Source organism: Algoriphagus sp. A40, from assembly GCF_002002735.1.
GTDB lineage: Bacteria > Bacteroidota > Bacteroidia > Cytophagales > Cyclobacteriaceae > Algoriphagus.
In genome coordinates this window covers 1-20,298 of sequence record NZ_MUNY01000072.1, presented here as the reverse complement: position 1 = coordinate 20,298, position 20,298 = coordinate 1, and the positions used below count along the sequence as shown (strand labels likewise).

General features: G+C 44.3%; 21 protein-coding genes. 14 read left to right on the top strand and 7 right to left on the bottom strand.

All coding sequences use genetic code 11. The features are described from left to right. Nucleotides 1-11: 11 nt before the first annotated feature. From B0E43_RS17710 to mfd, 3 genes are all read right to left on the bottom strand, one after another. The gene (locus B0E43_RS17710; RefSeq protein ID WP_077352240.1) at nt 12-215 is read right to left on the bottom strand and encodes a hypothetical protein; all 204 of its coding nucleotides are present in this window, start codon (nt 213-215) and stop codon (nt 12-14) included. A gap of 434 nt (nt 216-649) precedes the next feature. Continuing rightward, the gene (gene gldJ, locus B0E43_RS17705; RefSeq protein WP_077352238.1) at nt 650-1,873 is read right to left on the bottom strand and encodes a gliding motility lipoprotein GldJ; all 1,224 of its coding nucleotides are present in this window, start codon (nt 1,871-1,873) and stop codon (nt 650-652) included. A 177-nt stretch (nt 1,874-2,050) separates the two neighbouring features. Further along, complete coding sequence (mfd, locus tag B0E43_RS17700) at nt 2,051-5,401, bottom strand: transcription-repair coupling factor (RefSeq protein WP_077352851.1); 3,351 nt, start codon at nt 5,399-5,401, stop codon at nt 2,051-2,053. Between the two features lie 120 nt (nt 5,402-5,521). On the opposite strand from mfd, the gene B0E43_RS17695 reads away from it, so the two are divergent. Next, a complete protein-coding gene (locus B0E43_RS17695) occupies nt 5,522-6,136 on the top strand; it encodes a cytochrome c oxidase subunit 3 (RefSeq protein ID WP_077352236.1) in 615 nt (204 codons plus the stop codon). Beyond that, nucleotides 6,136-6,585, top strand: coding sequence for a hypothetical protein (locus B0E43_RS17690; RefSeq protein ID WP_077352234.1), 450 nt, complete (start codon nt 6,136-6,138; stop codon nt 6,583-6,585). Before B0E43_RS17695 ends, B0E43_RS17690 begins: the two co-directional genes overlap by 1 nt. Here the strand turns inward: B0E43_RS17690 and B0E43_RS17685 are convergent. After that, nucleotides 6,563-7,042, bottom strand: a complete 480-nt coding sequence (locus tag B0E43_RS17685; RefSeq protein WP_077352232.1) for a Fur family transcriptional regulator — start codon at nt 7,040-7,042, stop codon at nt 6,563-6,565. The two genes, B0E43_RS17690 and B0E43_RS17685, sit on opposite strands and share 23 nt — an antisense overlap. A 292-nt stretch (nt 7,043-7,334) precedes the next feature. On the opposite strand from B0E43_RS17685, the gene B0E43_RS17680 reads away from it, so the two are divergent. From B0E43_RS17680 to B0E43_RS17665, 4 genes are all read left to right on the top strand, one after another. Continuing rightward, a complete protein-coding gene (locus B0E43_RS17680; RefSeq protein WP_254423454.1) occupies nt 7,335-8,507 on the top strand; it encodes a retroviral-like aspartic protease family protein in 1,173 nt (390 codons plus the stop codon). Between the two features lie 102 nt (nt 8,508-8,609). After that, nucleotides 8,610-9,200 (top strand): LemA family protein, encoded by a 591-nt coding sequence (locus tag B0E43_RS17675; RefSeq protein WP_077352228.1) that lies wholly within the window; start codon nt 8,610-8,612, stop codon nt 9,198-9,200. A 2-nt stretch (nt 9,201-9,202) separates the two neighbouring features. Continuing rightward, entirely contained in the window at nt 9,203-9,637 is a 435-nt protein-coding gene (locus B0E43_RS17670) for a TPM domain-containing protein (RefSeq protein ID WP_077352226.1), read from the top strand. Next, nucleotides 9,618-10,430: a YgcG family protein gene (locus B0E43_RS17665; protein WP_077352224.1), complete on the top strand. Its 813-nt coding sequence runs from the start codon at nt 9,618-9,620 to the stop codon at nt 10,428-10,430. The genes B0E43_RS17670 and B0E43_RS17665 overlap by 20 nt, the downstream gene beginning before the upstream one ends. 260 nt (nt 10,431-10,690) lie before the next feature. On the opposite strand, the gene B0E43_RS17660 is transcribed toward B0E43_RS17665, so the two are convergent. Beyond that, nucleotides 10,691-11,113, bottom strand: coding sequence for a nucleoside-diphosphate kinase (locus B0E43_RS17660; protein ID WP_077352222.1), 423 nt, complete (start codon nt 11,111-11,113; stop codon nt 10,691-10,693). Between the two features lie 187 nt (nt 11,114-11,300). On the opposite strand from B0E43_RS17660, the gene B0E43_RS17655 reads away from it, so the two are divergent. The 4 genes from B0E43_RS17655 to B0E43_RS17640 are packed head-to-tail and all read left to right on the top strand — an operon-like array spanning nt 11,301 to nt 14,464. Then, on the top strand, nt 11,301-12,338 hold the full coding sequence (locus B0E43_RS17655; protein ID WP_077352220.1) for a bifunctional oligoribonuclease/PAP phosphatase NrnA: 1,038 nt from the start codon (nt 11,301-11,303) through the stop codon (nt 12,336-12,338). 42 nt (nt 12,339-12,380) lie between these two features. Next, nucleotides 12,381-13,307 carry an FKBP-type peptidyl-prolyl cis-trans isomerase gene (locus B0E43_RS17650; RefSeq protein ID WP_077352218.1) on the top strand — a complete coding sequence of 309 codons (927 nt, stop codon included), beginning with the start codon at nt 12,381-12,383 and terminating at the stop codon, nt 13,305-13,307. 36 nt (nt 13,308-13,343) lie between these two features. Continuing rightward, on the top strand, nt 13,344-13,913 hold the full coding sequence (locus B0E43_RS17645) for an FKBP-type peptidyl-prolyl cis-trans isomerase (protein WP_077352216.1): 570 nt from the start codon (nt 13,344-13,346) through the stop codon (nt 13,911-13,913). After that, nucleotides 13,910-14,464, top strand: a complete 555-nt coding sequence (locus B0E43_RS17640) for an FKBP-type peptidyl-prolyl cis-trans isomerase (protein WP_254423453.1) — start codon at nt 13,910-13,912, stop codon at nt 14,462-14,464. The genes B0E43_RS17645 and B0E43_RS17640 overlap by 4 nt, the downstream gene beginning before the upstream one ends. Before the next feature lie 14 nt (nt 14,465-14,478). Here the strand turns inward: B0E43_RS17640 and B0E43_RS17635 are convergent, their stop codons facing one another. Beyond that, on the bottom strand, nt 14,479-15,069 hold the full coding sequence (locus tag B0E43_RS17635; RefSeq protein WP_077352214.1) for an isoprenylcysteine carboxylmethyltransferase family protein: 591 nt from the start codon (nt 15,067-15,069) through the stop codon (nt 14,479-14,481). 34 nt (nt 15,070-15,103) lie between these two features. Between B0E43_RS17635 and B0E43_RS17630 the strand changes: the two genes are divergently transcribed. Continuing rightward, complete coding sequence (locus tag B0E43_RS17630; RefSeq protein ID WP_077352212.1) at nt 15,104-16,318, top strand: NAD(P)-dependent oxidoreductase; 1,215 nt, start codon at nt 15,104-15,106, stop codon at nt 16,316-16,318. Nucleotides 16,319-16,321: 3 nt separating this feature from the next. Then, nucleotides 16,322-16,984, top strand: a complete 663-nt coding sequence (deoC, locus tag B0E43_RS17625; RefSeq protein ID WP_077352210.1) for a deoxyribose-phosphate aldolase — start codon at nt 16,322-16,324, stop codon at nt 16,982-16,984. 207 nt (nt 16,985-17,191) lie between these two features. Here deoC and B0E43_RS17620 read toward each other — a convergent pair whose 3' ends face one another. Next, a complete protein-coding gene (locus tag B0E43_RS17620; RefSeq protein WP_077352208.1) occupies nt 17,192-18,301 on the bottom strand; it encodes a Na/Pi symporter in 1,110 nt (369 codons plus the stop codon). A 206-nt stretch (nt 18,302-18,507) separates the two neighbouring features. Here B0E43_RS17620 and B0E43_RS17615 point away from each other — a divergent pair, with 206 nt between their 5' ends. Together B0E43_RS17615 and B0E43_RS17610 are read left to right on the top strand one after the other, a co-directional pair. Next, complete coding sequence (locus B0E43_RS17615) at nt 18,508-19,644, top strand: hypothetical protein (RefSeq protein ID WP_077352206.1); 1,137 nt, start codon at nt 18,508-18,510, stop codon at nt 19,642-19,644. Between the two features lie 10 nt (nt 19,645-19,654). Next, nucleotides 19,655-20,098, top strand: a complete 444-nt coding sequence (locus B0E43_RS17610; RefSeq protein ID WP_077352204.1) for a nucleoside deaminase — start codon at nt 19,655-19,657, stop codon at nt 20,096-20,098. Nucleotides 20,099-20,298 lie beyond the last annotated feature (200 nt).

Below are 20,298 nucleotides of genomic sequence, written 5' to 3'. Positions count from 1 at the left end.
GTCAGGATTTTTCAGACTGAATCCGGTGTTGGAGCGATTCCAAATCCCACCCCGGTTTTCGTGTTACGCCCTCCTGCAGGTTTGTACCTGAAGAAAAAATAGGCAATGACCATTGCCAAGGAAACCAATCCAATCAAGATCCAACCGAATCCGGGAAAACTTGGGTTGGACATCTGGAACTGATTCAGGATTTTGGGGATGTGGGATTTGGCCATTTCATAAGTATTCAATAAAGATTTATCCAGGCAAAGGAAAGGCTGCTCTAAAGAAGGACAGCCTTTTCTGTTTTTAGGGCAGCGAGCCCCTGCACTCCCGTCCAAGGCGAATAGGCAATCTGCGGCGTAACTACCAGGACCAGCAGCTTATTTTTCGCCGCAAGCCAAACTACTTTCAAGTAGATATAGAATAAAGGTGTTAGTGGAAGGACTTTGGAAAATTTCTCATTACAAAAAGGCTAGGAGGTTTTATAAGCACTTTGAGGACATATGCTGCCCATCGGTGAATCAATCCGAAAAGGTCGAACCGGAATAAGTATCAGCTGGGGTTTCCCGACTGGACTTAGCCCTTTAATCGAAAATTGAAGAAGAGGAAAAGAAAAAACCCTGAAAAACTTTCAGGGTTTTGGTGGTGTGATTCAAAAGTGAAGGATTTACTTTCCTTGTTCTCCGATGGAGATCATCGCGCAGCGGAAACCAATATTGTTGGTAGCTGAGTCTTGGTGCATAAATCTTCGGGTACCTGGTGCAAGCCAATAAGCTACATCTTTCCAGGATCCTCCTTTATAAACTCTGATTTCGTCCGTAAACATGGAAGTCTCATAGTTTTCTTCCTCATCGTAGACGCCATCCTTTCTCATTGGGTTGAGATCGTCAGCATCTTGGAATGTCAAGGGTCTGTAAATGTCATAAACCCATTCGTTCATGTTTCCGGCCATATGGTAAAGTCCGAAATCGTTTGGTGCCATGTCATAAACATTGGTAGGAAGAATCTCACCGTCGTTTCTTTGGTTACCTGAGATACCCGCGTAGTCACCTCGTCCTCTTTTGAAGTTGGCCAAGAAGTCACCCTGCTTTCCTTTTCGCTTTACATTGTATGGGTTACGTACACCACGGCCATCCCAAGGATAAATTCGTCCATATTCCTGATTTTCATCGAGGTATTGAGTTCCTATCATTGCCTTGGCAGCGTATTCCCATTCAGATTCATTTGGAAGGCGGAAGTCTGCCATGGCTACACCACGTTCGATCAGTTGATTTTTGGTGAAAGTCGAATCGATTTCTCGCTCTTTTCTAACCAGATCCTGAACGAATTCCGTCCTCCACTTGGAATAAACACCTGCTTGATTCCAGGAAACACCAGCTACTGGATAAAAATTGAAACCCGGGAATCTGAAATAGTAAGACTGGTAAAGGTCATTGAAAGACATTGCACCGGACCAAACATTTTCAGAAGGCTCCAGCTTCAAAAGTGAATCTGCGCTCACTTTTTTCTTCATGTCAAAAAGAAATTCACGGTAATCGTTATTGGTGATTTCCGTTTCATCCATATAAAAGCTTGCAATGGAAACGGTCCTTTCCAAGTTGTCTCTAAAAGCCATAACATCCTCCTCTTGGGAACCCAAGACAGTCCGGCCACCTTGTATAAATTTCAAGTTTGGTCCTGGAATTTGCTCAGCTCTTTTGGAGACAAAAAAATTGGTGGAATCATTTTCGTCGAAAGAGAACTCTTGGCCGGTGGTGGCACTTTTCTTCCCGGGATCATTTGCTGTGCGTCGACCGTAGCCGGGAGTTTTGTTACAAGACGACAAAACAGAAGCGGAAGCCAGCACCAAAGCTGTCGCCCACATTCCCCAGGATTTGTTGTTCAGACTCATATTGTAATGTTTTGGTCTATTTCAGAATGCTAATATAGATGCAATGAAATCCACTTCCAATGGATTTTGATATTCAAGAATTTTCCAAATGCCCTCTAATGATTTGATTCGGGCAATAGCTGCAAAATCGGTAATCGAAAATGCAATATTTATGCCAGTTAAATTTCAATGAATTTTTTACAAATTCATTTCCAAAAGCACCTTTTGTGCCTTTTGAATGGTAGGAACTCCTTCAATTGTAAGTATCAAACGATTCTTGTGTTCTTTTATTTTACACTCTTTGGAGTGGGCCTGGGCAAACTTCATGATTTTACCAAAGACCGCAGAGGAATAGAAGTCATCCCGATTGGAGGGCAAAAGGTAACACTTCATTTGCCTTCCTTTCAAGACAAGCTTCTCAATTCCAAGCTTTTCTGCCAGCCAACGTAAACGAACTGTCTCCATTAAGTCACTGACAGCCTTGGGGAATGGCCCAAATCTATCCTGAAGCATCAGGGAAAACTTATCGAGTTCTTCTTCATTTTTGATCCCGTCGAGTTTGGAATATAAGCCCAAACGTTCGCTGATATTGGTGACATATTCCTCCGGAATCAGCAGTTCCAAATCGGTCTCAATCGTACAGTCCTGAACCAAAACTTTTACTTTTTCAGCAAGATCGGTTTCGAATAATGCAGCAAATTCATTTTCCTTCAATTCCTGAACTGCTTCGTCCAGAATTTTGTGGTACATCTCAAATCCCAAATCGGTGATAAATCCGCTTTGCTCGGCTCCCAACAGATTGCCTGCACCGCGGATATCCAGGTCCTTCATTGCCACTTTGAATCCGTCGCCCAGGTCGGAAAATTCCTCCAGGGTTTGAAGTCTTTTTCTTGCCTCGGCTGTCAATCCTGACAAAGGACTGGTGAGCAGGTAACAGAACGCTTTTTTGTTGCTTCGACCCACTCGGCCGCGCATCTGATGTAGATCGCTCAATCCAAACATGTGGGCGCGGTTGATGAGGATGGTATTGGCATTGGGGATATCCAAGCCTGACTCGATGATGTTGGTGGAGACCAGGACATCGTATTCATGATTAATGAAATCGACCATGATTTTTTCCAGTTTTTTGCCGTCCATTTGGCCATGCGCGCCGATGACTCGGGCATCCGGCACGAGCTTCATGATCAGATTGGCGATGGAGTCAATCTCTCCGACTCGGTTGTGTACAAAAAACACCTGTCCGCCCCGTCTCAATTCGTAGGCAACGGCATCCCGGATGACTTCTTCCCGAAAAGTCTGGACCTCAGTTGTAACAGGCTGTCGGTTTGGTGGAGGAGTGGCGATCACTGAAAGATCTCTGGCTCCCATCAGTGAAAAATGCAAGGTTCTCGGGATAGGAGTTGCCGTCAGGGTCAAAACATCCACATTGACCCGCAGATTTTTTAGCTGGTCTTTGACTTTTACTCCAAACTTCTGCTCCTCATCGATGACTAACAGGCCGAGATCGCGGAATTCAATGTCTTTGTTGACAATCTTATGTGTGCCGACCAAAATGTCGATTTCACCGGTTTTGACTTGGGCAATGATTTCCTTGATTTCCTTCGCTGAGCGAAAGCGGTTGATGTATTCGACTTTGACAGGAAAATTTTCCAATCGCTCACTGAAAGTCTGGAAATGCTGCATCGCCAAAATCGTGGTCGGAACCAGGATAGCGACTTGTTTTCGGTCATTGACCGCTTTAAAGGCAGCCCTGATTGCCACTTCGGTTTTCCCAAATCCAACATCCCCACAGACCAGTCGGTCCATTGGATAGGATTTTTCCATATCTGATTTTACGTCAGCCGTGGCCAAAGCCTGGTCTGGAGTATCTTCGTAGATAAAGGAAGATTCCAACTCGACCTGAAGGACTGAATCCCTGGAAAAAGTAAAACCATGGGCAGATCTCCGCTTTGCATAGAGGTTGATCAGGTCTTTGGCAATGTCTTTGACCTGCTTTTTGACCCGTGACTTTTTGTTTTCCCATTCCGGTGAACCCAATTTGGACATAGAGGGCATTTGTCCTTCCTGCCCGGAATATTTGGAGATTTTGTGCAGCGAATGGATGTTGACATACAGCAGGTCATCGTCTCTGAAAATCAGCCGAACTGCTTCCTGCATTTTTCCGCCCACGTCTACTTTTTCAAGTCCTGCAAATCGCCCGACTCCATAGTCCACATGGACGATGTAATCCCCGGGGTGCAGGGATTTAAGTTCTTTGATAGTCAGCGCCTTGGATTTGCTGGCTTTTGTCCGGGTTTTATATCTGTGAAACCGCTCAAAAAGCTGGTGATCGGTATAGCAGACCATTTTCCCCTGCTTGTCCACAAACCCCTCTCTCAATCCCAAAAGCATACTTTGGACCTGAAGTGTGGGATCCAATTCATGGAAAATACCCAACAACCGATCGATTTGCTTTTCGTTTTCGGCCGTGATCACATTGGTAAATCCCTGCTTTTCATTGTCTGAAAGGTTGGCTACGATCAGTTCAAAATTCTTGTTGAATGAAGCCTGAGGTTGGCTTTCCCAAGAAACCTTTTTATCAGTTTTGAGGTAAAATTGCCTTCCAAATTCAACGGTAGAAAAGGCCTTGATAGCCTCAGAAAAGTCATTTCCCCGATCAAAAAGATCGCTTGGTTTCAGCAACAGGTTTTCGGTATGACTTTGAGAAACGATCTGCGAAAAAGCCTGCTCCGCCTTGTGAAAAGACTCGTCCATCACGTCGGAAGTCAGCTGGTAATCTTTCAGCCAGATGATGGATTTTTCAGGTAAAAAGCCCAAAAAAGACTGTCTGACTTCCTGAAGGAGCTTGGTCTGCACATTGGGAATCAGGGAAATCAAATCCACTTTTTCGATCGAAAGTTGGGTTTCCGGATCAAAAGTCCGGATACTTTCGATTTCCTTTCCAAAAAGCTCCAGGCGGTAAGGGTGCTCGTTGCTGAAAGAAAACACATCCAAAATCCCACCCCGGATAGCAAACTGCCCCGGCTCGTAGACAAAATCCGTCCGCTCAAAATCATAGCTTGTGAGGATCTCCGTCACAAATTCCATATCGACTGACTCACCGACACGCGCCGAAAAAGTATTCTCCACCAATGACCTTTTGTTGATCACTTTCTCATACAGCGCCTCGGGATAAGTGATGACGATTCGGGACTTTCCCTTGGTTTCCAGGATTTGATTGAGGATTTCTGCCCGCATGAGGACATTGGCATTGTCCACTTCATCGTATTGGTAGGGCCTTTTGAAGCTGCCGGGGAAGACCATGTGTTCCTCGGTGTTCAGTAGGTTTTGCAAATCCGAATTTAGATAGGAAGCTTCTTCTTTGTCTTGGGCGATGATCAGATGGAATCCGCCATTTTTCTCAAAATAGGAAGCAAAAAGAACCATGTCGAGACTTCCGGATAGTCCCCGAAGCTGGAGTCGGAATTTTTCTCCGGAGGCCAGCTGATGAGCAAGCGTCTGAAAAATCGGGTCGGACTGGTAAATGTTAAGGAAGGACTGACGATCCAAGATAGAATTGTTAAGAGGAAAAGAGAGGGCCAAATTTATGTTTTTTTGGCCTTTTTCGGGGTGTAGTTTGAGGAATTGGTTTTTTTCTGAACCAAGCCTCATCCAAAATGTTTTTAGAGAATGAATAGAACCAAGGAACCCCAATCCTGGCTTCAGCGCATCGAAAGCCTACATCCCTACGAGACATTACTATATTTGGGAATGCTTGGCAGCGGTTTGATTTTTTTGTTTTTGGTGATAGCATTTCTTTTTTCAGGCAGCAATCAGTTGGCTGGGTCCAACCATCGCATTCCGGTGGCATTTTTGATTTCTACTTTCATGCTGATTCTTTCGGGATATACCGTTGTCAAAATGCGCCTCCATTTTCAGGAAGAAAATATTTCCAAACTCGAAAGTTCACTTCGAAATACCTTTTTGTTGGGGGTGATATTTACCATACTTCAAGTAGCAGGATGGAAAGAACTGACAGATATGGGCATCAATTTTACGGGACTTCCGAGTGGGAGTTTTCTGTATCTGCTTTCGGGAATTCATATTTTTCACCTCCTTGGTGCTATGGTTTTTGCTTTGATTTTGCTTTTTCAGCTGCGCAAAACTCAGGAAGACGGCATCCGGAAACTGATCCTAATCACAAATCCTTTCGAAAAAATGCGGATCCGACTTTTCACCGTTTACTGGCAATTTATGGAGGTAATTTGGCTGGTTTTGTTCTTTCTTTTCGTACTCAGCTTTTAATGAAAATTGCCCTTCAAACCTCTGTGGAGCAAAGCTACCTGGAAGTGAAATCAGGTTTCGACCAATCACTCTTCAAGAAACTCAGCCCGCCTTTTCCTCCGGTCAGGGTGCTTCGATTTGATGGATCCAGAAAAGGTGATTTCGTCACTCTGGAGCTGGATTTCCTCTTTTTCAGACAAAAATGGACCAGTGAAATTACTGAAGACCGGACAACGGATTTGGAATTTTACTTTGTCGATTGGGGTGTGGAATTACCCTTTTTTCTCAAAAAATGGAAACATACCCATCGGGTGATTTCTACAGGAATTGGCTCAGTAATCCGTGATGAGATTGAATTTGAAGCGCCTTTTGGATTGATGAACTACCTGCTTTATCCGGTGCTTTGGGTACAGTTTGCTTACCGGAAGCCCGTCTATCGAAAAATTTTCAAAAGGTCTGCAACACAATGAGGTTTTCACAGTTTTCGATTTTGCAATCTCCGTAAAGAACCAAGGAGTGACTGGTGATGGCCGACTGGAATTCTCTTCCCATCTTTTCTTTGATATCATTGATTTTGGGATCCGAGAATTCCCTGATTTTGCGGCACTGGTTGCAAACATGGTGATCATGGTGCTTGTAAGTTAGTGCCTGCTCGTATAGTGCAACTTTATCTTTGAACTGATGCTTCACAGCCAAGCCGCTTTCTACCAGCAGATCGAGGGTGTTGTAGATGGTAGCCCGACTGATGGAATAACCCTTGTTTCGCATTTTTAGGAAAAGGCCTTCCACATCGATGTGTTCATCTTCAGGTAAAATGTACAGTTCATCGATGACTGAAAACCGCTCTGGGGTCTTCCTATTTCCTTGTTTAATAAGGAAATTTTCAAAGATTTTTTTTGCTTTCTCTATCAGGGCCGGATCTGCCATGTGGTTTACATGATTAAAAATTAAAGATGACGTATTCCCGATTTTTTGACAAACCGTTCTCGGTTAACTTGGTTAATTTGGGATTAATCTAAATTACCCTTGATGAATTTTGACGTGAATCCCGGCCAAGTATTGTAGATTTTGAGTTAGAGGAAGTATATGGATAAAATAAATCTGATTAACTTTTAACAGAGATCTCCCTACCCAAATGACTTGTAGAAAGGTTCTGCTCCTTTTGTTTTTAAGTTTTCTGTTTGCTGACTCCGGTTGGGCACAAGTACCCGGGTTCTTTATGAAGGAGGATGTCAGGAAAGTCCGAATTCCTTTTTATTCTTCAAACAGCTTGATTATCCTGCCAGTTTCCATCAATGGCCAAGAGGCGATCAATTTTTTGGTAGACACAGGAGTCCGGTCCAACATCCTTTTTAGTAAAACGCTAGGTGATGCTTTGGGATTGACCTATACCCGAAGGCTGAGTATTGCCGGAGCTGATGGTTCCACAGTTATTATGGCCCAGGTTTCCCCTGTCAATACCCTGGATTTGGGTGAAATCGAGGGAAGACTCCAAAGCCTTTTGGTGCTGGAAGAGGATTTTTTCGAACTGGAGTCTGTGATCGGAGTGCCGGTTTATGGGATTCTAGGCTACGAGTTTTTTAAGTTTAACCCGGTAAAAATCAACTATGATGAAGGCTTTGTCGAGTTTTACAAAGAAAAAGCCCTCAAATGGAAACCGCCTTTTTATAAGAAATTCGATTTACTAATCGAGGATAGCAAAGCCTATGTCAATGCAAAGATCAATCAAAAGAACGGGCCTAAACTCGAAGCCAAATTACTGATCGATACCGGAGCCAATCATGGCCTTCTTTTAAATCAGGAAACCTCCGATGACATCAAAATGCCTATGCTTTTTATCGAATCGCAACTCGGCCAATCGCTGGGAGGAGTCCTATATGGCTATATCGGTCGTGTCAATTCGCTTAATATAGAAGGCTTGATCATGAAGGAGGTACTTACTTCCTATCCTGATAAAAATACGTTTAGCGACATAATCGTGGCCACTGGCAGGCAGGGTAGCCTGGGATCAGAAGTCCTGGGAAGGACACGGCTGGTATTGGATTATCCCAGAAAACGGGCCTTGATCCGCAAGGGCGACAACTTTTATGCACCCTTTGAATTTGACATGAGCGGATTGACTTTGAAAAAAGTTCCAAATGACGAGAACCGGTTTTATGTGAGTGATGTTCGCTTGGGTTCACCTGCTTACAAAACCGGTATTTTGGCCTTTGATGAAATCCTTTCCATCAATCGGGTTCCTACATTTCTCTGGGAATTGTCGGAGATTTTCAAACTGTTGCGCTCTGAGGAAGGCAGGGAAATTGAATTCGAGATGAGGCGGTATATCAACAATGACTTGAACAATTTCAGTGACTACAAAGTGAGTATCTATCTGAAAAAGCAGATTTAAATAACACTCTGCAAAAGATAATTTGGATAACTTTGATCCAGGATTACAACACATGGACAGGAAATCCGTGTAACATCTCGTTTTTAACACAACTCACAAACTATGAAAAAATTTCTCATCCCTGTTGCCATTATCGCTGTCTTGGGTATTTATCTCTACACCAAAGCAGTCGGTAGCTACAACCAGTTTGTCCAAACGGAAGAACAAGTGAATGGACAATGGGCTGAAGTGGAAACCCAATATCAGCGTCGTGCAGATCTAATTCCAAATCTGGTGAACACCGTTAAAGGTTACGCGGAATTTGAGCAGGAGACACTTACCAGTGTGGTGGAAGCACGTGCCAAAGCGACTTCTATGACGATCGATCCCACCAATCTTACTCCCGAAAAACTTGCGGAATTCCAGCAGGCCCAGGACCAGCTTTCAGGAGCATTGAGCCGCTTGTTGGTGACTGTGGAGAAATATCCTGACCTGAAGGCAAATCAAAACTTCCTGGAATTGCAGGCCCAACTTGAAGGTACTGAAAACAGAATTGCAGTAGCCAGACGAAACTTCAACGAATCCGTGGTTGCCTTCAATGCCAACATCCGTACTTTCCCAAACAACCTGTTTGCAGGATGGTATGGCTTCGAGACCAAAGGTACTTTCCAGGCTTCCGAAGGAGCTGAAAATGCCCCAACCGTACAATTCTAATCATGGCCGAGAAATTATTTTCTCCGGAGGAAAAGGACCAAATCAAGGCTGCAATCCAGTCTTCTGAAATTCGTACCTCCGGAGAAATCCAGGTTCATATCGAAAATCACTGCAAAGCCAATGTCCTAGACAGGGCTGCGGAGGTTTTTGAAACCCTCAAAATGTATCAGACCAAGGACCGGAATGGAGTTTTATTCTATCTGGCAGTTTTGGATCACAAATTTGCAATCCTGGGAGATGCCGGAATCAACGCAGTAGTTCCCAAAGACTTTTGGGAAAGCACCAAGGAAGTAATGGCCTCCCATTTCCGTCAGGGAAAATTCACTCAAGGCCTCATCGAAGGCATTCACTTAGCCGGTGATCAGCTGGGAGCTCATTTCCCTTATGATAAAACCGACGACAAAAACGAACTTTCGGATGAAGTATCTTTCGGCTAAGCAGCCAATTCTCCTGGTATTTTTTGTCCTCCTATTCGGACAAATCAATGCACAGGATTTTCCTCCCGTTCCAAATCCTCCACGCTTGGTCACTGATTTCACCGGAACACTTTCCGCTGATGAAGTGGCTAGTTTGGAACAAAAACTGGTGGCCTACAATGACAGTACCTCTACCCAGATTGCCATCGTGCTGATGCGTTCCACAGGGGAATACGAGATTGCGGACTATTCCCAGCGCCTTGCTCAAGCCTGGGGAATCGGCGGTGCCGACAATAACAACGGCATTTTGATCCTTGCTGCGATGGAAGATCGAAATGTGTTTATAGCGACAGGTTATGGTATGGAAGGTGCCGTGCCCGATGCGCTTGCCAAGCGGATCGTCACTAATCTGATCCTTCCTAATTTCAAAATGGAGGCCTATTACCAGGGATTGGATCAGGCCACAGACATGATTTTCAAGCTGGCTTCCGGAGAATACAAAGCCGAAGATGTGGAGTCAGATGGCGATCATGGAGGAGCAATTTTCTTCATTCTGCTCTTTATCGTCCTGTTTGTAATCATTCCATTGATCAAAAACCGAAAAGACAACGACAACCACATGGGCGGAAAAGGTGGGGGAATTGACCTCTGGACGACCATCATGCTGGCCAATATGCTCAAAGGCGGTGGCGGCAAATTCGGTGATTTCTCCTCAGGTAAAGGATCCTTTGGCGGCGGCTTCGGTGGCGGAGGAGGGTTTGGCGGCTTCGGCGGTGGATCCTTTGGCGGCGGCGGAGCTGGGGGGAGCTGGTAAAGTCCGATTGCAATAATCCGATTGCTATAAAAAGTGTTGGAATATTCGGATGTCTATATTTTACTTTAAGCGGCCAAAGTAAAATAAAAGAAATCTTATTTTACTTTGAATTATGTGAGATGTCTACATTCCCAGATTTGACAAAAAGCAAAAAATGCAATCCAATAAATCAAAAAAAGCGCCCCATTTGAGGCGCTTTTTTTGATTTATCCGTCCAATAGCTGATTGCTGTGGACTGTCGTCCATCGACTGTTGAAGGATTAAATAACTCTCTCCGCTTGAGAAAAGTAAAAGCTCCCTTCGATGGCTGCGTTTTCGTCGGAATCAGATCCATGGACCGCATTGGCTTCGATAGACTTGGCGAAGATCTTACGGATAGTACCTTCAGCTGCATTGGCAGGATTGGTCGCACCGATCAAAGCACGGAAATCTTCCACTGCATTGTCCTTTTCAAGGATAGCTGCGATGATTGGTCCTGAGGACATGTATTTGCACAGATCAGCATAGAATGGTCTCTCCTTGTGTACCTCATAGAATTTTCCAGCTAATGCCGGAGTCAGTTGGGTAGCTTTCATGGCCACTATTTTGAAGCCCGCCTCTTCGATCATTTTCAGGATAGCGCCTGAGTTTCCGGCTTCAAAAGCGTCCGGCTTGATCATCGTGAATGTTCTGTTACTTGCCATGGGATCTTGTTTTGTCTTGGTTTAATTTGGCCGCAAAAATAGGGGTTTTCCCATAACAATCCAGCTTGGCGCAGTGAATTCTAGTCTATGAAGCTTAGGATCAGAAGAATGAGTTCTTTGGTGTTTCTGGAAAAATTGCAGACCTTTGCACGCTACATGAGCCAAAAGTGCCGCTGAATTGATATTAATGGAAGCGTTAGCCTCGTTTAAAAAAGAACTTTCCTCTCCCAAGAAAATATTCATCACCACCCATGTGAAACCTGATGCAGATGCATTGGGTTCTTCCCTGGGTCTGGCGAACTATCTCCTCAAAAAAGGACATGAGGTCACTGTGGTGACTCCATCGGATTATCCTTCCTTTCTCTCCTGGATGAAAGGCAACGAATCCGTCCTGGATTTCAGCAAGCCAGAAGACATTCCATTGGCTTCACTTCGTCTGGAGCAGGCAGATATAATTTTCTGCCTCGACTTTTCAGTCCTGGATAGAGTCAATGAACTGGGGGAGATGATCCGGAAGTCCAAAGCTTTTGTGGTCAACATTGACCACCACCAAGATCCGGAGGAATTTGCACACTTTAAGTATTGGAGCACCAAAGCTGCCGCTACCTGCGAGCTGGTCTACCAACTGATTGTGGAAGACTTGGGTGACAAAGACGCCATCGACAAAGATATCGCCGAGTGTCTCTATGCCGGAATCATGACGGACACAGGTGGGTTCCGCCATCCGAATACCACCAAAAACGTCCACCTCGTGGTCGCCGAACTGATCGACAAAGGGGCAGACCCTACCCAGATCTCCAACTGGATCTACGATTCCAACTCTGTAAACCGCCTTAAATTCATCGGTTTTGCGATTACCCGCAGACTGGTCGTGCGCGAAGACCTTCAGACGGCCTACTTTGTGATCAGCAAAAAAGATCTTAAAAAATATCAAAGCCAGACCGGAGACACCGAAGGATTGGTCAATTATGCTTTATCTTTGGATGGCATCAAGCTTGCCGCTTTGTTCTCAGAGCGGGAAGACGGAATAAAAATTTCATTCCGGTCCAGCAGCGATGTAGCGGTCAACAAATTTGCCGCGTCTTACTTCAACGGAGGAGGACATAAAAATGCTGCCGGAGGAAAATCTGCACTAAGCCTGAAAGAAACCGTTGATCGATTTGAATCACTTGTAGAAAAATGTCAGGATGAACTGTTTCATTCCGAACCAGTCACAGCCAGCTAAGGCATACGCAGAAAAATTACTCAGAAAATTCACTTAACCTTTATGAAAAACAGCAAAAGCCTTTTGGCAATCCTCGTTCTGATGTTTGGAGCGAGCACTATGTCTTCTTGTCAGAAAACCAAAACAACTGAAAAAGACGCAATCGAATATACATATATCGAAGAAGGATCGGAAAAAGCTCCCAATGGGCATTTTGTCCTTTACAACCTGGAAATCACAACTGCAACCGATTCGGTCATCTACACTACCATCGATCAGCCATTTCCAGGCTACCTGATGGCCAATGATACCATTACTCCTCAAAACGGTATGGATGAGATCTTCCTTACCCTGAGAAAAGGTGACTCCATCAATTTCCAGTCCACTGCCAAAGTGATTTTCAACAACAACCAGCCTCCTTTCCTGAAGGAAGACGATGTCGTGAAAGTGAAACTGGGTGCATTTGATGTGAAAACTGACTCTGCAATGCAGGTATTCTATCAAGAAGCTATGATGGCTGAGCAGGCAAAAAGCGCCGAAAGAGCCAAAACCTTGCTTGTGGAAGAAGCTGCTACCATCGAAGCTTACGTGAAAGAAAAAGGCTTGAATGCCCAGAAAACTGAAAACGGTCTCTATTATATCATCGAGCAGGAAGGAACCGGCGAAGCTACCACTCCAGGTACTACCATGCATGTTAACTATGCCGGGTACCTGATCGACGGAACCTTGTTTGATACCTCTTTGGCTGAGATTGCTAAAGCAAACAATATCTTCACCGAAGGCAGACCTTATGAGCCACTTCCTGTTAATGTGGGAATGGGTCAGGTAATTCCGGGATGGGATGAAGGCTTGATGCTGTTGAAAAAAGGATCAAAAGCCAAATTTATCATTCCTTCCCCATTGGCCTATGGAGAAAGCGGAGCTGGTGCTCTGATTCCGGCCAACTCAATTCTCGTCTTTGACGTAGAAGTGACCGACGTGCAGAAATAACATTTCTCAGAATAGATTAAAACTAAACCAGAACCTATGCATTACCGACTGATCGCATTTGCAGCTTTGCTTTTGGGAGCCATTTCTGTTTCCTCCTGTATTGATCCTGACCAGAGTCAGGAAGTGATTTTCCAGAAGGATAAGGAAGCCATTGAAAATTACCTTGCAGAAAACCCTTTTGATGGTGCTGTTAAAGAATACGGATTGGTAAGCGATGCATTTTATATGTTCTGGGAGACTTCAGTTTCACCCGAGGTCAATTCAGGAATGTTGATAGGGGATACAGTGACAGTGAATTATACAGGAAGGCTTCTTTCCGATGTGATATTTGATTCTACGATCGAGCAGGTTGCAAAGGATAATGGAGTGTTTCAATCTGGAAGAGAATATAAACCTTTGACCTTTCCAAATGGTCTTGGAGCTTTCCTAACCGGCTTTGAATTTGGAATCTCCAAAATGAAACCAGGGGAGAAAGCCACTGTCATCTTTCCTTCTGGGATGGGTTATGGTAGCAACCCAAGAGAAGGGATTCCTGCCAATTCTCCGCTTATTTTCGAACTTGAATTGATTCAGGTGAAAAAAGGTCCTAAACATACCAATCCATGATAAAAAGGTTCCTACCGATTCTGGTTTTGCTGGGAGGCTTTTCTATGATGGCCTGCGAGCCCACCAATCCATACAATACCGGTCCGGCATATGATATAGAGGCTAACCTTGCTATTGACAGCGTCAAAATCGCTGCTTTTCTGGATACCGCACAGATCGACAGCATTTATCGGATCCATGATCCAAGTGGCGTGGTGATTATTGTTCAGGAGGAAGGGGCAGGTTCTAGACCAACGACCAATACAGTGGTTTATACCAATTACACAGGTTCCCTGATGGAAGGTGGATCTGTATTCGATACTTCAATTGAAAGTGTAGCCCGTGAAAATGACCTTTTTGTCGAGGGTCGGGATTATCTCCCCTTTAGTTTTGTAATGGGAACCAATAGTGTGATTTATGGGTGGGAATTGGGATTTAGAAGACTTCGTCCAGGCACCAAAGCGGTGATGATAATTCCATCTCCTTATGCCTATCGGGATCAGGTCAACAACAGCCGAATACCGGCAAATTCGATCTTACTCTTCGAGGTTGATTTCCTCGGAATAGATTAAAATAAAAAAGGGGCTCAGCCCCTTTTTTTATGGATTTTTGGGAAAAAGGGAGGCACATTTTGTTGGTATTCCCGGTAGTCTTCTCCAAAAACAGCCACAAGATTTTTTTCCTCAAAATAGATCCCAACCGGCAGATACAGGACCAGACAGGTCAGATGAATCAAAGCGCCAAGGGTTCCGGATACCAGAAAATATCCCAGAAAGATAGCCAACAGCCCAAAAAAAAAGGGATGCCTGATCTGGGAGTAGATTCCCGAACTGACCAATTCCAATTCTTCAGGCTTTTTCTTCCTCAACCCAAAAAATGACAGCAAGGGGATTTCTTTGATTGCTTTCACAAAGACTATTACACCAGCAGTCGTAACCATATATCCGGCATATTGGCCAAACTGACCCGGGATACAGATGGTCTGAACAGGAAGAAAAAGTGCCTGAAGGATAATCCCCATAAAAAGTACTGCCGACAAAACCGAATAAAATAAGCTATACCATTTGGATGTCGCGGGCGGTTTTGCCTTCAAAATTCTTTTTAACTTGGAAGCAGCTACTGCAGTGTGCAAAATGTAGAATAGCGCCCAACTCAGAGCCAATAGGAGATTTGTCATTTGCCAGAACTAAACCCGGTATAAGTAGATTTTTATGAAAATCGGAATAATCCGCGAGGGAAAAAACCCACCAGACAAACGAGCGCCATTTTCGCCCGACCAATTGAAAACACTCCGCGATTCCTATGGTTCCGCCTTGTCCTTTCTGGTCGAATCCAGCCCCGACCGCTGTTTTTCGGATGAGGAATACCAAAACTCAGGTATCGAGGTGACGCAGGATATTTCACAGGCGGATATTTTGTTTGGTGTCAAGGAAGTTCCTGTGGACCGCCTTATTGCGGGTAAGACTTATTTCTTTTTTTCCCACACCATCAAAAAACAATTTTATAACAAAAAGCTCCTCCGGGCCATTCTAGACAAAAACATCCGGCTGATTGATTACGAAGTTTTGAAAGATGAGGAAGGTGAGCGGGTTGTTGCATTCGGTCGCTGGGCAGGAATTGTTGGAGCTTACAATGCTTTCTGGACTTATGGAAAAAAAACCGCCCTGTATGATATCAAGCGCGCTTCGGAATGTCGTGACCTCGCCGAACTGAAACTGGAATTGAAAAAAGTTCAGCTTCCACCCATCAAAATTGTAGTCACTGGCGCAGGCCGGGTAGGCAAAGGTATCAAAGAAATCCTGGAGGTTTTAAGCATCCCTGAAGTGGAAACCCATGAATTTCTTCACCTCTATTTTGAGGAGCCGGTATACACCGTTTTAAGTTCTTCGGATTACAACCGGCGCAAAGTGGACGGGGGATACGATCGGGAGGAGTTTTATTCCCATCCGGAAAAGTATGAAAGTCATTTTCTCAAATTCGCCGAGGCTGGAGAAATGTTGATTGCGGGAGCTTATTGGAATCCCGATGCGCCCCGATTATTTAGGGTAGAGGATATCAATTCGCCTGATTTTGCCCTTTCCGTCATTGCTGATGTCACTTGTGATATGGGGGGATCGATCCCGACTACGCTTCGTACCTCTACCATTTTGGATCCTGTATATGATGTGGATCGTGAAAACGGCGCTGAAATTCCGGCTTTCGGAAGCCAAACCAGTATTTCGGTGATGGCAATTGACAATTTACCTTGTGAGCTACCGAGGGAGTCCTCGGTAGAGTTTGGCAGGCAGCTCGAGCAATGGGTCATTCCGGCTTTGCTGGAGGAGAACGCATCTATTCTGGAGAAAGCAACTATTGCAAGAGATGGAGATCTGACCCTGGAGTTTATGTATCTGATGGATTTTGTCTATGCTGAAGATGGAAATTGAGCCATGAAAAATCTAAACCGGTTTTTGGAATCAACCCTCCTTCGTCCTACGATGACCGCGAAAGAGGTGGATTTGCTTATTGCTGATGCAATCGAGGAGCAGTTTGTCGGAGTTTGTGTTCCTCCTTTTTGGGTGAAAAAGACAAAGCGGGATCTTAAAGACCAGGACATTCAGGTGGTGACAGTTATTGGATTTCCTTTTGGTTTTGAAGATACTGCGACCAAAGTGGCTGCGACCAAAGAGGCCATCAAGGAAGGCGCCGATGAGTTGGATTTGGTTTGGTCCCAAACGGCTTTCCATTCCGGGATGAATTGGCCAAAAATCGAAATCGCCCAGATCGCCAAAATCTGTCATGAAGCCGATCGGATTCTCAAAGTGATTATCGAAACGGCCTATCTCAGTCCTGATCAGATCAAAGAGGCTTGCATAATCTGTCAGGATGCAGGAGCTGATTTTGTGAAAACCTCCACCGGATATGCGCCTTCGGGCGCCAACGTAGAAAATATCAGACTGATGAGGGAATCTCTCCCCTCAGCTATTGGTCTGAAGGCAAGTGGCGGAATCAAAACCCTGGATTTTGCACTTGAACTGATCCGTGCAGGCGCTGACCGGATCGGTACCAGTTCTGCCAAAGCTATCATGGATGCGCAAAGAAAGGTTTCTTAAACCCGGACTATGCATTAGGTTTCGTTATAGCCTGTCCCGATGAATGTCGGGAAGGGCTGAAATTGCAAGAAAATCAGGCTGTTTGGAGACTGAGGCATCCCGTACGTACGGGATGGTGAAGTCGAAAACAGCAACTTAGTGGCTGATTTTGTCCGCCGCGGCGGATCAGCCCGCAATAGAATTGCTAATGCATATTTCGGGTTAAACCTAGTCCTGGCTTAAATAAATCAGCAGAAACGGAATGATGAAAAAAGTCAGCAGAATATAGGCAAATCCAAAAACTCTGTACCGTACGGATGTATCACCCATCCATTCGGCCAATTTCACCGGAATCTGTCTTATTTCAGGAAATGGCAAAAAGATCAATGCCCCGATCGAATTAAACAGAACATGGACAAGAGCTACTGCAATCGCAGCCTCGGTTTTGTACAGCGCAGCAATCACTGCAGTGATAGTGGTGCCAATATTGGCTCCGACGATAAAGGGAAAGGATTTTACCACACTGACTTTCCTATTGGCAACCAATGGCACCACCAGGCAAGTCGTCACCGTGCTGGATTGGACAGCCGCTGTGAAGAACATTCCATAAAGAAAAGCAAGGCCGGTATTTTTAAATATAACCTTGCTGATATCCTGAAAAGCGTCTAAAACAAAGGTCTTATATACTGAAGTTGTCAGAACTTTGATAGAGAAAAACACCAAGAAAATCGCAAGAATGGTGGACAGGAAAGGGATATTGATATTTTCCACAATCCACTCTGTTACATTTCTGGTGAATATCCGGTTGTATTCAAATGGCCCCAAACGGTCGTTGTCGGTTGCAAAAAGTTTGGCTAATTTTTCTGCAGAATTGGAAAGGAAATTAAAGTACAATTCCAGAGGAAGGAGGATGAATACATTTAGAATGTTAAACATTCCATGTGAAATCCCCGATGAAAGTGCCCGTTTGAATTCTTTTCTTTTGTTGATAAAAGTGAAAGAAACCATGGTGGAGGTAAGGGTAGTTCCGATGTTTGCACCCAAAATCATGGGGACAGCCTGCTGAAGTGTCATATTGCTTGAAGCAACAATGGCGACAATGCTTGAAGTCACTGTGGAGCTGCTGTGAATCAAAGCAGTCACCAAAAGTCCAACAAATAGGCTGATGAAGGGATTTCGGGTGGCTTCGATGATGTCTCTCGCCACATCGCTGTTGAGCCGACCCATTGCTACTGTCAACAGATCAATCGCAAAAATGAACAGCAGAAGCGAAATCAAAACGATCAGGTAGCTTCTGACCTTACTTAAAGTAGTCTTTTCCGATACAAGCTCCTCCATTCAGATAGGTCAGTTCCACTTGGGATTTCCACTAAAAGTGAAAATCAGAATTTTAATGAGAAATTTGGGTCAAAGTTCAAATTTTTTCACGAATTGCAAGCCTCAAAAGTCTCTTGACAAAAGGTTTTGTCCTTAGTTAACAATTTGTTAACATAGGTTGCGAATAACTTAATTAATTTTGCGCCCGATCTCCCATAAGCCTCGACATGGCCAAGAAACAAGCAATTGACCAAAATATCAATCAGGAAAAGCTTTCGAAGAAAACCTATTCCATTTTTGATTTTACCAAAAGCGAACGCCCTTTCCTGATTATTACCTGTATCCTTATTTCCATTGCAGGTTTAATTACGCCATATACTTATGCGGCCATGTGGTTTGGATTTGCTCTTGCAGCCTATTCTGCCATCGCGAACGACAGTATCCAGACTATCGGAACTTTTATCATTTCCAATCAAGCCAGAAAATGGTATTGGTTGTGGCTTTTCATAGGTTTGATTTGGGTGGGCACCATTACTTATAGCTGGTTTGTGTTCAACGGTGATGTTACTTTTCAACTGCTGACCACCCCTGGCTTGGAGAAGGCACCAGAGGAATTTGTCTTTCTCCAGCTAGCGGCACCAATCGTGCTATTGATCATGACACGAATGAGATGGCCTGTATCCACCACTTTCTTGTTATTGAATGTTTTTACCTATAAAGCGGGTACCATAGTGTCCGTAATGACCAAAAGTTTTATCGGATATATACTTGCCTTCGGTTTGGCAGTAATCGTATGGTTTGCGCTTGAGCGATTCGTTAAAAATTACCTGAAAGGTGAGGCAAGACCCTATTGGATGGTTTTGCAATGGATTACTTCCGGTACTCTTTGGGCAGTGTGGATCATGCAAGACGCAGCCAACATCGCAGTATTTCTTCCAAGGCAACTGGACGTTTATGAATTTGTAGCTTATACTGGCTTTGTGTTTTTGGGATTGGGACTGATTTTTTATCTCAAAGGAGACAAAATCCAGGATATCATCAATGAGAAAACCAATGTAGCTGATGTAAGAGCAGCAACCCTTGTGGATTTAGTGTATGCTGCGATTCTGTTTTATTTCAAGCTGTACAACAATGTTCCTATGAGCACAACCTGGGTATTTATCGGTTTGCTTGCGGGAAGGGAGCTGGCTATTGCTCTAGGGAAGCATGGAAAAGCCAAGAAACGAAATGCCTGGCTCGTCAGAGCTTTCCGATTGGCAAGAAAGGATATGTTCAAAGCTTTGGCGGGTTTAATTGTTTCCCTGATATTGGCCATTGTCATCAATGAGGGCGTGAGAAAGGAAATTTTTGATCTTTTCAGATAAAATTTAAAAATTGGATTTATACACCCACGAGTATTTCATGAATGAGGCTTTGAAACAAGCCAAGTTCGCCTTTGAAGAAGGAGAAATACCCGTGGGTGCAGTCATTGTATCCAAAAACCGGATCATCGCCCGTGCCTATAACCAAACCGAGAGGCTCCATGATGTGACGGCCCATGCCGAAATGCTGGCAATTACATCGGCAGCAAATAATCTTGGAGCAAAATACCTCAATGATTGCCGTCTTTATGTGACTTTGGAACCCTGTGCCATGTGTGCCGGCGCCCTGTTTTGGGCCCAAATAGGAGAAGTTCATTTCGCAGCTTCCGATAACAAAAGGGGCTTTCGGAAAACCAATCCTGCTATGCTTCATCCCAAGACCCAGGTTTTTTCCGGAATGCTGGCCGAAGAAGCTGAAAAACTAGTCCTCGATTTCTTTAAAAAGCTGAGAGATTAAGTTTGATAGTTCGTCTTTGGGTAAAAAAGTTAGTGTTGATCAAATCTTGCTGCTTTGAACACTTTTAGGTTTAAACCATTGAGATTCTGTGTTTAAAGTCAAGAAGAAATAAGGATTTTCTTAAATTTCGATACTTAAGTCGGCATCAGCCAGACTGTGAAGGGGAGACGGACTTGTATCGTCTTCCCTTCTTTGTTCAA